Below are 12,014 nucleotides of genomic sequence, written 5' to 3'. Positions count from 1 at the left end.
GCAAAAGATCGACTCGACTCGGCGAGGTTGCCGGTACAACCGCCCGCCCGTCGTCATACGCTGCACCGGTGACTTCCCAGGTGCAGCTCGACGCCGGCGTGGTCACTCGTTGCCGGCGGCGGGTGCACCTCGAACACGACCCGATCATGCGCGACGTGCCCACGTTGCCACCGGACCCCACCGGCCAGCAGCGCAAAGCCGACGCGACCGAGCACCGGCACGCGGTCGCCGCCGCCCTCGGCCGGGTCGTCGGGTCCGACCTGATCGAGGTACCGCAGGACGTGCCGTCGGCCGACCGCGAACGCGTCACGGCCGCCGCGATGCAGGCCGGTGTGCCCTTCATCTGGGGCGCGGCGCTGCCCCGCGACCCCCTGGGCGGGCGGCGCGGCGGCATCGACCTGCTCGTGAAGGAGAAGACCGGGTACGTGCCCGTCCTCGTGGTCCGGCACAAGGTCAGCGACCCCGGTCAGGGCGCGCGCACGTCACCGCTGACGCACCCGCTGCCCGGCGGCGCCCGGGTCGACCCGCTGCGCAAGGTCCGGCCCCAGCCGCGCGACCAGCTCCGCCTCGCGCACGCCCAGCGCCAGCTCCAGGCGTCCGGGTTCGCCGCGCACGGCCGGTCGACCGGCGGCGTGATCGGCATGGACGCCGACGTCGTCGTCTGGCACGACCTGGAGGCGCCGACCTGGCCGGGCGGCCGCAACGCCCTCGCCGAGTACGACGCCCGGTTCGCCGACCGGCTGGCCGTCGCCACCGCCGCCGCGACCGGAGCCGACCCGATGGCCCGCCCCTCCCGGATCGTCGAGTGCCGCAGCTGCCCGTGGTGGCCGGTGTGCGAGACCGACCTGAAGGCCGTGCGGGACGTCAGCCTCGTCGTGCGCGGCGAGGACGCCGTGGCGCTGCGCAAGGTCGGCGTGCACACGGTCGACCAGCTCGCCGCCCTCGACCCGGACGAGCAGGTCATCCCCCTGGTCGGGATGCTGCACTCGGACGCGGTGATCCTGGCCCGCGCCTGGCTGCGCGACCTCACCGTGGTGCGCCGCGTGTCCCGGATGGACGTGCCGCGCGCGGACGTCGAGGTCGACGTCGACATGGAGAGCTTCGGCGACCTCGGCGCGTACATGTGGGGCTGCTGGCTGTCCGGCCAGGACGTCGGCGAGGAGCACGGCTACCGCGCGTTCGCCACCTGGGACCCGCTGCCGTGCGCCGACGAGGCCCGGTCGTTCGCCGAGTTCTGGGGCTGGCTGACCGGCGTGCGGCTGAGGGCACGCGCCCGCGGGCTGTCGTTCAAGGCCTACTGCTACAACGAGCTGGCCGAGAACCGCTGGCTGCTCGGGTCGGCCGAGCGGTTCAAGGGGCAGCCCGGCATCCCCACCGTGGCGCAGGTGCGCGAGTTCATCACGTCCGACGCGTGGGTCGACCTGTTCGGCATCGTGCAGGACCAGTTCCTGTGCGCCCACGGCAAGGGCCTGAAGACCATCGCCCCGGTCGCCGGGTTCCGCTGGCGCGACCCCGAGGCGGGCGGCGAGAACTCCATGCGCTGGTACCGCGACGCCGTCGGCATGGACGGCAAGCCGGCGGACCCCGCCCAGCGCCGCCGGCTGCTCGAGTACAACGAGGACGACGTCCGCGCCACCCACACCCTGAGGCTGTGGATGACGTCGGACGCCATGGACGACCTCCCCTTCGCGGGAGATCTGTGACATCGCCGCCCTACCGGACCACCGCGCGAGGTCGCGAACGATCGCCTTCCAGGCGACCGAGCCCGCCGTCCGCGGAGCAGCGGCAGTTCAACGCGGTGCCATGCGGAGAGCGCCGTCCATGCGGATGACCTCGCCGTTCAGGTAGTCGTGCTCGACGATCGACACGGCCAGCCGCGCGTACTCCTCCGGCTGCGCCAACCGCTTCGGGAACGGCACGCCCGCCGCCAGACCCGCCCGGAACTCGTCCGACACGGTCGCGAGCATCGGCGTGTCCACGATGCCCGGCGCGATCGTCATCACCCGCACCCCGACCGACGACAGGTCACGCGCGGCCGGCAGCGTCATCCCGACCACCGCGGCCTTCGACGCCGCGTACGCCACCTGCCCGATCTGCCCGTCGAACGCCGCGATCGACGCCGTGTTGATCACCACGCCCCGCTGCCCGTGCTCCAGCGGCTCGGTCGTGCCCATCGCCGCCGCCGCCAGCCGCAGCACGTTGAACGTGCCGACCAGGTTGACGTCGATGACCTTGCGGTACAGGTCCAGCGGGTGCGGACCGCTCTTGCCGACCGTCCGCGTCGACGGGCCGATGCCCGCGCAGTTCACCACGACCCGCAGCGGCGCACCCGAACCGGCGGCCGTGTCGACGGCGGCCTGGACGTCCTCCTCCGAGGTCACGTCCGCCGCCAGGTACGTGACGCCCTCGACGTCGGGCGCGTTGTCGGTCGAGAGGTCCAGCGCGAACACCGACGCACCCCGTGCCGCCAGCGCCCGCGCGGTCGCGAGGCCCAGACCGGACGCGCCGCCGGTGACGATCGCCGCGGTACCCGAGATCTCCATACATCCTCCTGTCCCTGCGGACAGGAGGTTAACGGTCGTTCAGCCCGCGGCGCTCGGAGAAGTGGAGCAATGCGACCAACGGCACGGCCGCCAGCACCGCCAACCCCACGAAGAGCAGGGAGAAGAGGACGAGTTCCATACCCACGACTGTGCCCGCGTCCGAGCGGAACCGCGTCCGCCGCGAGGGGTGTTTCCCCGTACACCCAGGGGACTACCCACCTCACTCTCCGCATACGCCTGGTGTTTGACCCACGGCCAACTTCGGGTGCCACCGTCAGCACCATGTTCGTCCGACGGATCGCGGTCGTGGGAACGGGTTACGTGGGCCTGACGACGGGGGCGTGCCTGGCCTCCCTCGGACATCGGGTCGTGTGCGCCGACGTGGACGCGCTGAAGGTCGCGCGGCTGCGCGCCGGGCAGGTCGACATCCTCGAACCGGACCTCGCCGACCTCGTCGTGGCGGGCCGGTCCGCCGGGCGGCTGGAGTTCGTCGAAGGCGCGCGGCACGCCGTGGCGGACGCCGAAGTGGTGTTCCTGTGCCTGCCGACACCCATGGGCGCGGGCGGCGCGGCCGACCTCGGCGCGGTCGAGGCCGTGGCTCGGGAGGTCCGCGACGTCCTCCCCTACGGCGCGGTCGTCGTGTGCAAGTCGACCGTCCCCGTCGGCACGTCGACCCGGATCGCCGCCCTCCTCGGCCGCGAGGACGTCGCCGTGGTCTCCAACCCCGAGTTCCTGCGCGAGGGCAGCGCCGTCCGCGACTTCCTGCACCCCGACCGGATCGTGGTCGGCGCCGACTCGCCCCAGGCCGCCGAACGCGTCGGCGCGCTGTTCACCCGCCTCGGCGCGCCCACCGTGCTCATGGACGCGGCCAGCGCCGAGATGGTCAAGTACGCGGCCAACTGCTTCCTGGCGATGAAGCTGTCCTACGTCAACGCGGTCGCCGAGCTGTGCGAACGCGTCGGCGCGGACGTCACCTCCGTCACCGAGGGCATGGGCTACGACAAGCGCATCGGCCAGTCGTTCCTGAAGCCCGGACCCGGCTGGGGCGGGTCGTGCCTGCCCAAGGACACGCATGCCATGGTGCGCATCGCCGACGCCGTAGGGGTGGACTTCTCGCTGGTCAGGGCCACCATCGAGACGAACGGGCGGCAGCAGCGCCGGGTGGTGGAGAAGCTGCGCCGGGCCATCGGGCCGCTGGCCGGTGCGCGCATCGGCGTGCTCGGGCTCGCGTTCAAGGCGGGCACGAACGACCTGCGCGACTCGCCCGCCCTGGCGGTGGCGGAGCTGCTCGCGTTCGAGGGCGCGGAGCTGGTCGCGCACGACCCGGAGATCAGCCGACCGCTGGTGGGCATGACCGTGGTCGACTCGCCGTACGAGGCGGCGCGCGACGCCGACGCGGTCGTGCTGCTGACCGAGTGGCCGCAGTTCCGCGCGCTGGACTGGGCGCTGGTGGCATCGGTGATGGCGGGGTCGGCGGTGCTCGACACGCGCAACCACCTGGACGCGGACGCGGTGGCGCGGGCCGGGCTCGTGCTGCACGGGCTGGGACGGGAGCTGCGCGTCCCCGACCAGGCGATGTGAGAGCGATTCAGGTTCAGAAGATCTTCAGGGAACGGTTTCGTTAGCCGGGGTAACAAAACGGGCCGGGCGCACGTACGTTGTCGAAATGTTCACCACCCGTCCCGAGCTCGTCGGCACCCACGGCATGGTCGCCTCCACGCACTGGCTCGCCTCCACCGCGGGCATGGCCGTCCTCGAGGACGGCGGCAACGCCTTCGACGCCGCGGTCGCGGTCGGCTTCGTGCTGCAAGTGGTGGAACCGCACCTCAACGGCCCCGGCGGCGAGGTGCCCGTCGTGTTCGCCGCGGCCGGCGAGACGTCACCGCGCGTGCTGTGCGGCCAGGGCGTGGCCCCCGCCGGCGCGACCACCTCGCACTACCGGGGCCTGGGCCTGGACCTCGTACCCGGCAGCGGGCTGCTCGCCGCGACCGTGCCGGGCGCGTGGGACGGCTGGCTGACGCTGCTGCGCGACTACGGCACCAAGTCGCTGCGCGACGTCCTCGGCTACGCGATCGGCTACGCGCGCGACGGGTTCCCGCTGCTGGAGCGGGTGTCGTTCACCATCTCGACGGTCGCCGACCTGTTCCGCGAGCACTGGACGTCGTCCGCGGCGCTGTGGCTGCCGGGCGGCACCCCGCCGGAGGCCGGGTCGCGGTTCCGCAACCCCAAGCTGGCCGACACGTGGGAGTGGCTGCTCGCCGCCGCCGAAGCCGCCGGGTCGGACCGGGAGGCGCAGATCGAGGCGGCGCGGCGGGCCTGGTCGCAGGGGTTCGTGGCCGCGCAGGTGGACGAGTTCTTCCGCATCGCGCACCGCGACGACTCGGGCGCGGACCACGCGGGCGTGCTGACCGGCGAGGACATGGCGTCGTGGGAGGCGTCGTACGAGGACGCCGTGTCGGTGGACTTCGGCTCGTGGAGCGTGGTGAAGCCCGGGGCGTGGACCCAGGGGCCCGTGCTGCTGCAGCAGTTGTTGCTGCTGGAGGGGTTCGGCGACCGGCTGGCGTACGCGGACGGCGTGCCGACCGCGGAGACCGTGCACCTGGCGGTGGAGTGCGCGAAGCTGGCGTTCGCCGACCGTGAGGCCTGGTACGGGGACAGCGGCGACGTGCCCTTGGACGTACTTCTTTCGAGGGACTACGCCGGGCAGCGCCGGCAACTCGTCGGTGATCGCGCTTCACTCGATCTACGGCCCGGATCACCCGGTCCGGTCGAAGCACGCCTTCCCGGGCACGTTCTGCGAGGCCCGCGCGTTGCGAGCCGACAAGACAGCGGCGGCGCGCTCGGCGAACCCACCGTGTCCCGCGCCGGCACGGTCAAGGGCGACACGGTCCACGTCGACGTCGTCGACCGCTGGGGGAACGTCGTGTCGGCCACCCCGTCCGGCGGCTGGTTGCAGTCCTCGCCGACCATCCCGTCGCTCGGGTTCTGCCTCGGCAGCCGGGCCCAGATGTTCTGGCTGGACGAAGGACTGCCGAACTCCCTGGCCCCCGGCAAGCGCCCCCGGATCACCCTGTCGCCGACCCTGGCCCTGCGCGACGGCCTGCCCGCCATGGCCTTCGGCACCCCCGGCGGCGACCAGCAGGACCAGTGGCAGCTCGGGTTCTGGCTCGCGCACACCGTCGGCGGGATGAACCTGCAGCAGGCCATCGACTCGCCGATGTGGCACACCAACGCGTTCCCGAGCTCGTTCTACCCGCGGCCGTGGACGCCCGGCGAGCTCGTGATCGAGTCGCGGATCGGCGACGCCGCCCTGGCCGAACTGCGCGAGCGGGGCCACTCGGTGGTCGACGCGGGGCCGTGGACCCTGGGCCGGATGTCGGCCGTGGCGCGGGATTCGCGTGACGGCCTGCTGCGTGCCGCCGCCAACGCGCGCGGAGCGCAGGGCTACGCCGTCGGCCGCTGAAGCACCGCCCGACCCGACGCGGACCGTGGTTGGAGCGGCCCCCGGCCCGAGGGGGGAGGGGGCGAGGGGCCGCTCCGGTCCCTGGGAGGGATCGTGGCCGTCGGCGGTGGCGCGGTGCGTCAGCGGCCCAGGCCGATCCTCAGGTCCAGCGGGGCGTCGGTGGTGCCGTTGCCCAGGATCAGCGGGCCCGTGACGACCGGGCCGGTCGGGTTCGCGGTGTCGACGCGGACGATGTCACCGATGTTCGCGACCTTGCCCAGCTCGCCGTCGAGCTCGGGGCTGGTGTGCGCGCCGAGGTCGACGGCCTGCGCGGTGCCGCCCAGGCCGAGCATGACGGCCGTGCTGCCGACCGCGACCGCTGCCCCGGCGATGGTCTTCCTGAGGTTCATGGGCGGGAAAGTGGCGCAACGCGGGTGCCGGCTTCAAGCTCGCTAATCCGACGGGGTGGACTACTTCACCCGGTCGGCTGGGAGACCCGGCCAGTGCAACCCCACCGTGCAGACCCGCGTCCCACCACGCCACACCGCCACCGAGTAGACCCCTCGCGGCGCGCCCGTCCGCGCAAGGAAGTCCTCCGCGCACGCCCGCGTGTACCGGTCCCGCCACGCTGCCCCGCGCTCGATGTACCAACCATGGTCATCGGCGGTCTCCACGTGCTCGCGCACGAGCGAACCGTTGTCCTGCCGCCGGAAGTACTCGACCCGGTGCAGGTAGGCCGTCTCCGTCATGGAGCAACGGTCACCGTCGGAAGCCCCCGGTGGGATTCCCACCCGCTGTTTCCGCCGCCGTAGCGTTGCGCGGTCGGATGATCACCGGCTGAACGGGAGGTGGATGCGCATGACCCGGAATGAGCCGACCCATCGCATGCGCAGGTTGGGTGAGACCCTCCGGGAGCTGCGCAAGCGCGCGGGCATGTCGCAGCAGGAGGCGGCGGACAGGCTCAACTACAACCACCGGAAGATCAGCCGGATAGAGAAGGGCCAGCGACCCGACTACCACGGCATGCGGGCCATGCTCGACCAGTACGGGGTGCCGGTTTCGGAGTGGGACCGGTACATGGACTTGTACGCGTGGTCTCTGGAGAAGGGCTGGTGGACCAAGTACGACATCGGTGACCACGGCTACATCAGCCTGGAGCACGATGCCCTCCGCATGAGGACTTTCGAACTGGCCTACGTACCGGGGCTGCTGCAACTGGAGAGCTACATCCGGCAGATCACCGCCGCCGCGCGGGTGCAGCGGTCGCGCAAGTCGATCGACAACCAGGTGACGGTCCGCCTGCGGAGGCAGGAGAGGTTGTGCGGCGATGATCCGCTCGTGCTGCACGCGGTGGTGGCCGAGCCGGCGCTGGCGAAGGCAGACAGGCGGCAGTTGACCCACATCATCGAGCGGGGACGGCTGCCCAACGTGACCGTACAGGTGCTGCTCGACAGCGTCGGGTCGCATGACGGGGACAACGGCGCGTTCACGGTGCTTGACCTGGCGGGCAAGGAGAGGCGGTCGGTGCTCTACGTGGAGCACGCGGCCGGATCGCTGCACATCGAGAACCCGGCAGAGGTCAGGATCGCTACACTCACCTTCACCCACCTGTCGAAGCTGGCGTTGCCCCCTCACGAGTCCGCCGAGTGGATCGAGGCGCTGGCCGCTGAGCGGTAGAGATCGAGGTGTGACTGTGTGGCGCAAGAGCAGCCGCAGCAACAACGGGAACAACTCCAACTGCGTCGAGGTCTCGCTGGTGGGCCGTTCGGCTCGGGTCCGGGACTCGAAGAACCCGACAGGGCCGACCGTGGCGCTGCCCGACTGGCAGGCGTTCCTGGACGCGGCCAAGCGCGGACGGTTCGGGGCCTGAGCCGCGTAGTGACGACGAAGGCCGACCAGTCGGTGCTGTGCGTCGAGCGCCGCTGAACGATAGGGGTGTCGCCGTGTGGCGCAAAAGCAGCCGTAGCAACAACGGTGGGAACGGCAACTGCGTCGAGGTCTCGCTGGCGGGCCGTTCGGCACGGGTGCGTGATTCGAAGAACCCGGCCGGTCCGACCGTGGCGCTGCCCGACTGGGTGGCCTTCGCGCAGGCGGTCAAGTGCGGGAAGTTCAACGCCTGAGCGAGTTGGTGGTAGCCGGTCACGTGATCGCGCCGGTTCGCACCGGTCCGGTTGCGATGCCGCCGGCCGTGGAAGACCCGGCGATCGATGTCGCCGCCGAACTCGTCGCGGCTCGCGATGCGGAGCGCTGCTGATCACGGCGCGTACGACGCCTGACGTACGGGCGCGTGCCGCCTCCGGCACGACGCTGACCTGCGTCGAGGTCCCGTACCGTCGTCGGCATGGCGTGGTTGGCGTGGGTCTGGTTCGCGGCGACGTTCGTGCCGCTGATCTGGCGCAAGCGCTTCCCCGTCGCGGTCATCGCGATCACCGGCGGGTCGACCTGGCTCTACTACGTCACCGGCCACTGGGGTCCGCTGATCGCCGCACCGGCCGTCGCCGTGCTCTCCCTGCGCCGCACGCGTGTCCTCGAACAGCGGAGCCGCCAGGTGGAAGAAGAACGGCTGCGGATCGCGCGGGAGGTGCACGACGTGGTCGCGCACAGCCTCGCCATGATCAACGTGCAGGCCGGGGTCGCCGCGCACGTCGCCGACCGCCGTCCCGACGAGGCGGTGAAGGCGCTCAAGGCGATCAAGGAAGCCAGTGGTCGCGCGTTGGACGACCTGCGGGCGACCCTCGGCGTGCTGCGGACCGGGCAGGGCACGACGCCGGCGCCCAGCCTCGACCGGCTGGACGAGCTGGTGCGGCCGGTGCCGATCGCGCGGGTCGTCGGCACACCGGGGGCACTGCCCGCCCCGGTCGACGCCGCCGCGTACCGGGTGGTGCAGGAGTCGCTGACCAACGCGCTGCGGTACGCGCCGGACGCGTCCGAGATCGTCATCTCGTTCGAGCACACCGGGGACGCCCTGGTCCTCACCGTCACCGACGACGGCCGTGCCCGGTCCGACCAGCCGCCGCAGGGCGCGGGCTCCGGCATCCGCGGCATGCGGGAACGGGTGGAGGCGCTCGGCGGCACGCTGGACGCGGGCCCGTCGACCGGTGTCGGGCGGGACCGGGGCTTCACCGTCAGGGCGGTCCTACCGTGGGAGGTTCGTGGTGATCAGGGTGGTGCTGGCCGACGACCAGGCGTTGGTGCGCGCGGGGTTCCGCCTGCTGCTCGACACCGAGGACGGGTTCGAGGTCGTCGGCGAGGCCGGTGACGGCGCGGAGGCGGTGCGGCAGGCGCACGAGCACCGGCCGGACGTCGTGGTGATGGACATCCGGATGCCGGGCACCGACGGCCTGGCCGCCACCCGGCAGGTCTGCGCCGAGCTGCCGGACGTGAAGGTGCTGGTGCTGACGACCTTCAACGTGGACGAGTACGTGTTCGAGGCGCTGCGCGCGGGCGCGTCCGGGTTCCTGCTCAAGGACACCGACCCGGTCGAGCTGCTGCACGCCCTCAAGGTGGTCGCGGAGGGTGACGCACTCCTCGCACCGAGTGTCACCCGTAAGTTGATCGAGGAGTTCGCGAACCGCCCGGAGCACCGCCGTCCCGACCCGAAGGCGCTGCGCGAGCTGACCGCGCGGGAGCGGGAGGTGCTGGCGCTCGTCGCGGCCGGCATGTCCAACGAGGAGATCGCCGAGCACCTCGTGATCAGCCCCGCCACCTCCCGGACCCACGTCAGCCGGGTGCTGACCAAACTGGGTGCGCGGGACCGCGCGCAACTCGTCGTGCTCGCCTACGAATCAGGTTTGGTGTCCCCGCGCCGAGGGTGAATATTCATTGTTGGGAACGTGCTGGATGCACATGGACCGGCCACGAAACTTCTGCGTTAATCGCACAAAAATCACGGACAGTGACCGAAACGCCGGTACCCGCCGCATTGTGTGTGCGGCGGGTGACGTTAACCGGGGATGACTAGGCGATAGCGCCGGGCGGCAGCTTCAGCTTGAACGGCAGCGTGGTCACGACCGCGAGGTCGGACGCCGTCTTCTTCATCAGCGTCGGTGCGTTGCGCGAGCCGGGCTCGGGCAGGTCGAGCAGCCGGTCCACGGCCTCGACCAGCGGACCCTCGTAAATCCAGACGGCCTGGGCGGCGCGCTGGCTGTCCCGGACGGCCGGCAGCCTGCCCGCGCGGGCCTCGGTCTCCGACCAGAACAGGATGGAGTCGATGAACCCTCTGCGCTGCTTGAACGCCATGATGCGGTCGAGCTGTCCGTCCTCGTCCCGGAGGTGGAGGAACTGGAACCCGCTTTCGCGCAGCTCGATGACCTTACTCAGTGCGAGATCCATGACGCACCTACCTCTGTTCTGAGGTCCCCTAGCAGGCACAGGTCGTACGACCCGGAAATGATCGTACGGCAAGTGGACAAGCCGCCATAGGGACTAGGCCGGCGGGGCGGTCTCAATACGGGGTTGCCCAGCTTCCGATTTCGATGCGGATCGCAGGACCCGGACGGTTCGCACTAAAAAAGCCAACGCCCCTGAAGTGACCAGCATCACAGTGGGCCACATGTCGTTCCTCCGCCGCATCGGCTGTCCGGTCACCCGAAGAGACGTCTGCCATGGCCGGTGGGTTGCACGCGCCGCCGTTCGTCAATCCGCTCCTTGAGGTGAACCCCGAACAGGTGATCCGTCCGCCGGCTACGCTGTTCGGCGTGAGCACCGAGCCGCCCAAGCCTCTGAGCCTCCCGCCGGTGCCCGAGTCGCTGCTGCCCCGCGAGCACGTTCTCTACCGGCCCCGGCACAGCAGCCGCCAGCGCACCGCGCTGACCCTCGCGATCATCTTCTTCTGCACTCCCGCGTTCCTCCTGCTCGCGGGCGTCCGCCCCGGTGAGTTCGAGAACCGCAAGCTCGCCGAGTTCCCGTCGGTCACCGACGGCTGGGCCTTCTTCACCGGCCTGGACGCCTGGGCGACCGACCACCTGCCGCTGCGGCAGCAGGCCGTGATCGCGGCCGACGGGATCAGCCGCGGCGTGTTCGGCGAGCCGCCCAAGCTCCAGCGGGAGACGACCGTCGCCGGTCCGGTGCAGGCGCCCGCGCCGCCGACCCCCGAACCCGAGGACCGCGACACCCCGATGCCCTCGGACTTCCCCGACGTGATCGAGGGCAGGCGCGGCTGGCTGTACTTCGGCGAGGACATGCGCGGCGCGTGCAACCCGACCCGCTCGCTGGACGAGGTGCTCGGCAGGCTGCGCGACCTGCGCACGGCCGTGGAGTCGTCCGGTCGGCAGTTCGTCCTCGTCGTCGCGCCCAACAAGTCGACCGCGGTGCCCGAGCACCTGCCCACCCGGTACTACGGCGCGGACTGCGCGGCGCGGACCCGCGAGGAGTTCTGGCGCAGGCTCTCGACCGAGACCGGCGCGCTGGACCTGCGGTCGGGGCTGGACGCCGCCGCCCGGCGGACCGGCGAACCGGTCTACTCGCGACTGGACACCCACTGGACCTACCGGGGCGGCCTGGTGGCGGTCCGCGCGATCGTCGAGCGGATCCGCCCCGGCGCCACCAAGACCTGGAAGGTCGAGGACGGCGACGTCGTTGAGGTGCCCGGCGACCTGTCCAGGCTGCTCGGCCGGACGGAGAACGTCCAGCTCACGACCCACAAGCTGGCGCCGGACGGCAAGCGCTCACGCTCCCGCGCGGTGGCCAAGCCGCAGGAGGAGCCCAAGCGGTACGTGCAGCTGCCCGGCACCGGCATGGTGAACACGTCGGTCGGCATGCTCGGCGACTCGTTCAGCCTCTACGTGCTCCGGGACCTGGTCGCGCCGTTCTCCGACCTCACCCTCCAGAACACCGACAAGGTGCCGCAGAACCCGCAGCGGGTCGCCGACATGCTCGCCGGGAGGAACGTCGTGGTGCTGGAGGCGTCCGAGCGCAGCCTGGTCAGCGGCGTCAACCCGATGCTGGACCAGGACGTGATCGGTGTGATCGGCGCTACTCTCGCCGCCCGGCCAAAGTAACGACATGGCCGACCGACCCGTCCGCCCCGA

General features: G+C 71.4%; 13 protein-coding genes. 9 read left to right on the top strand and 4 right to left on the bottom strand.

Translation table 11 applies throughout. The annotated features are described in order from the left end of the window. Positions 1-68 precede the first annotated feature (68 nt). Positions 69-1,703, top strand: coding sequence for a TM0106 family RecB-like putative nuclease (locus FHX81_RS21155; RefSeq protein ID WP_141979802.1), 1,635 nt, complete (start codon positions 69-71; stop codon positions 1,701-1,703). A gap of 87 nt (positions 1,704-1,790) precedes the next feature. On the opposite strand, the gene FHX81_RS21150 is transcribed toward FHX81_RS21155, so the two are convergent. Continuing rightward, positions 1,791-2,543 (bottom strand): SDR family NAD(P)-dependent oxidoreductase, encoded by a 753-nt coding sequence (locus FHX81_RS21150; protein WP_141979801.1) that lies wholly within the window; start codon positions 2,541-2,543, stop codon positions 1,791-1,793. Positions 2,544-2,825: 282 nt separating this feature from the next. Here FHX81_RS21150 and FHX81_RS21145 point away from each other — a divergent pair, with 282 nt between their 5' ends. Together FHX81_RS21145 and FHX81_RS21140 are read left to right on the top strand one after the other, a co-directional pair. Then, on the top strand, positions 2,826-4,124 hold the full coding sequence (locus FHX81_RS21145) for a UDP-glucose dehydrogenase family protein (RefSeq protein ID WP_141979800.1): 1,299 nt from the start codon (positions 2,826-2,828) through the stop codon (positions 4,122-4,124). Positions 4,125-4,209: 85 nt separating this feature from the next. Further along, positions 4,210-6,006 (top strand): gamma-glutamyltransferase family protein, encoded by a 1,797-nt coding sequence (locus tag FHX81_RS21140; RefSeq protein ID WP_141979799.1) that lies wholly within the window; start codon positions 4,210-4,212, stop codon positions 6,004-6,006. Between the two features lie 119 nt (positions 6,007-6,125). Here FHX81_RS21140 and FHX81_RS21135 read toward each other — a convergent pair whose 3' ends face one another. Next, the gene (locus tag FHX81_RS21135; protein WP_141979798.1) at positions 6,126-6,395 is read right to left on the bottom strand and encodes a hypothetical protein; all 270 of its coding nucleotides are present in this window, start codon (positions 6,393-6,395) and stop codon (positions 6,126-6,128) included. Between the two features lie 60 nt (positions 6,396-6,455). Beyond that, positions 6,456-6,734, bottom strand: a complete 279-nt coding sequence (locus tag FHX81_RS21130; RefSeq protein WP_141979797.1) for a hypothetical protein — start codon at positions 6,732-6,734, stop codon at positions 6,456-6,458. A 136-nt stretch (positions 6,735-6,870) separates the two neighbouring features. Here FHX81_RS21130 and FHX81_RS42115 point away from each other — a divergent pair, with 136 nt between their 5' ends. The 5 genes from FHX81_RS42115 (at position 6,871) to FHX81_RS21105 (ending at position 9,800) form a co-directional block, all read left to right on the top strand. After that, on the top strand, positions 6,871-7,662 hold the full coding sequence (locus FHX81_RS42115) for a helix-turn-helix domain-containing protein (RefSeq protein ID WP_246107909.1): 792 nt from the start codon (positions 6,871-6,873) through the stop codon (positions 7,660-7,662). A 10-nt stretch (positions 7,663-7,672) separates the two neighbouring features. Next, entirely contained in the window at positions 7,673-7,855 is a 183-nt protein-coding gene (locus FHX81_RS42110; RefSeq protein ID WP_246107908.1) for a DUF397 domain-containing protein, read from the top strand. Positions 7,856-7,928: 73 nt separating this feature from the next. After that, positions 7,929-8,105, top strand: coding sequence for a DUF397 domain-containing protein (locus FHX81_RS21115; protein ID WP_246107907.1), 177 nt, complete (start codon positions 7,929-7,931; stop codon positions 8,103-8,105). Positions 8,106-8,326: 221 nt separating this feature from the next. Next, positions 8,327-9,244: a sensor histidine kinase gene (locus FHX81_RS21110; protein ID WP_141979793.1), complete on the top strand. Its 918-nt coding sequence runs from the start codon at positions 8,327-8,329 to the stop codon at positions 9,242-9,244. Continuing rightward, positions 9,141-9,800 carry a response regulator transcription factor gene (locus FHX81_RS21105; RefSeq protein WP_141984049.1) on the top strand — a complete coding sequence of 220 codons (660 nt, stop codon included), beginning with the start codon at positions 9,141-9,143 and terminating at the stop codon, positions 9,798-9,800. Before FHX81_RS21110 ends, FHX81_RS21105 begins: the two co-directional genes overlap by 104 nt. 142 nt (positions 9,801-9,942) lie before the next feature. On the opposite strand, the gene FHX81_RS21100 is transcribed toward FHX81_RS21105, so the two are convergent. Further along, the gene (locus FHX81_RS21100; RefSeq protein ID WP_141979792.1) at positions 9,943-10,317 is read right to left on the bottom strand and encodes a hypothetical protein; all 375 of its coding nucleotides are present in this window, start codon (positions 10,315-10,317) and stop codon (positions 9,943-9,945) included. Between the two features lie 365 nt (positions 10,318-10,682). Between FHX81_RS21100 and FHX81_RS21095 the strand changes: the two genes are divergently transcribed. Further along, entirely contained in the window at positions 10,683-11,984 is a 1,302-nt protein-coding gene (locus FHX81_RS21095) for an alginate O-acetyltransferase AlgX-related protein (RefSeq protein WP_170232118.1), read from the top strand. Positions 11,985-12,014 lie beyond the last annotated feature (30 nt).

It is taken from the genome of Saccharothrix saharensis (assembly GCF_006716745.1).
Classification (GTDB): domain Bacteria; phylum Actinomycetota; class Actinomycetes; order Mycobacteriales; family Pseudonocardiaceae; genus Actinosynnema; species Actinosynnema saharense.
Note: the sequence above shows the minus strand (reverse complement) of the source record. Positions and strands in the feature narration are given on the sequence as shown.

Coding starts and splice junctions, on each gene's coding strand:
- FHX81_RS21150 (WP_141979801.1), bottom strand. CDS start 2,543: ATGGAGATCTCGGGTACCGCGGCGATCGTCACCGGCGGCGCGTCCGGT.
- FHX81_RS21145 (WP_141979800.1), top strand. CDS start 2,826: ATGTTCGTCCGACGGATCGCGGTCGTGGGAACGGGTTACGTGGGCCTG.
- FHX81_RS21140 (WP_141979799.1), top strand. CDS start 4,210: ATGTTCACCACCCGTCCCGAGCTCGTCGGCACCCACGGCATGGTCGCC.
- FHX81_RS21135 (WP_141979798.1), bottom strand. CDS start 6,395: ATGAACCTCAGGAAGACCATCGCCGGGGCAGCGGTCGCGGTCGGCAGC.
- FHX81_RS21130 (WP_141979797.1), bottom strand. CDS start 6,734: ATGACGGAGACGGCCTACCTGCACCGGGTCGAGTACTTCCGGCGGCAG.
- FHX81_RS42115 (WP_246107909.1), top strand. CDS start 6,871: ATGCGCAGGTTGGGTGAGACCCTCCGGGAGCTGCGCAAGCGCGCGGGC.
- FHX81_RS21110 (WP_141979793.1), top strand. CDS start 8,327: ATGGCGTGGTTGGCGTGGGTCTGGTTCGCGGCGACGTTCGTGCCGCTG.
- FHX81_RS21100 (WP_141979792.1), bottom strand. CDS start 10,317: ATGGATCTCGCACTGAGTAAGGTCATCGAGCTGCGCGAAAGCGGGTTC.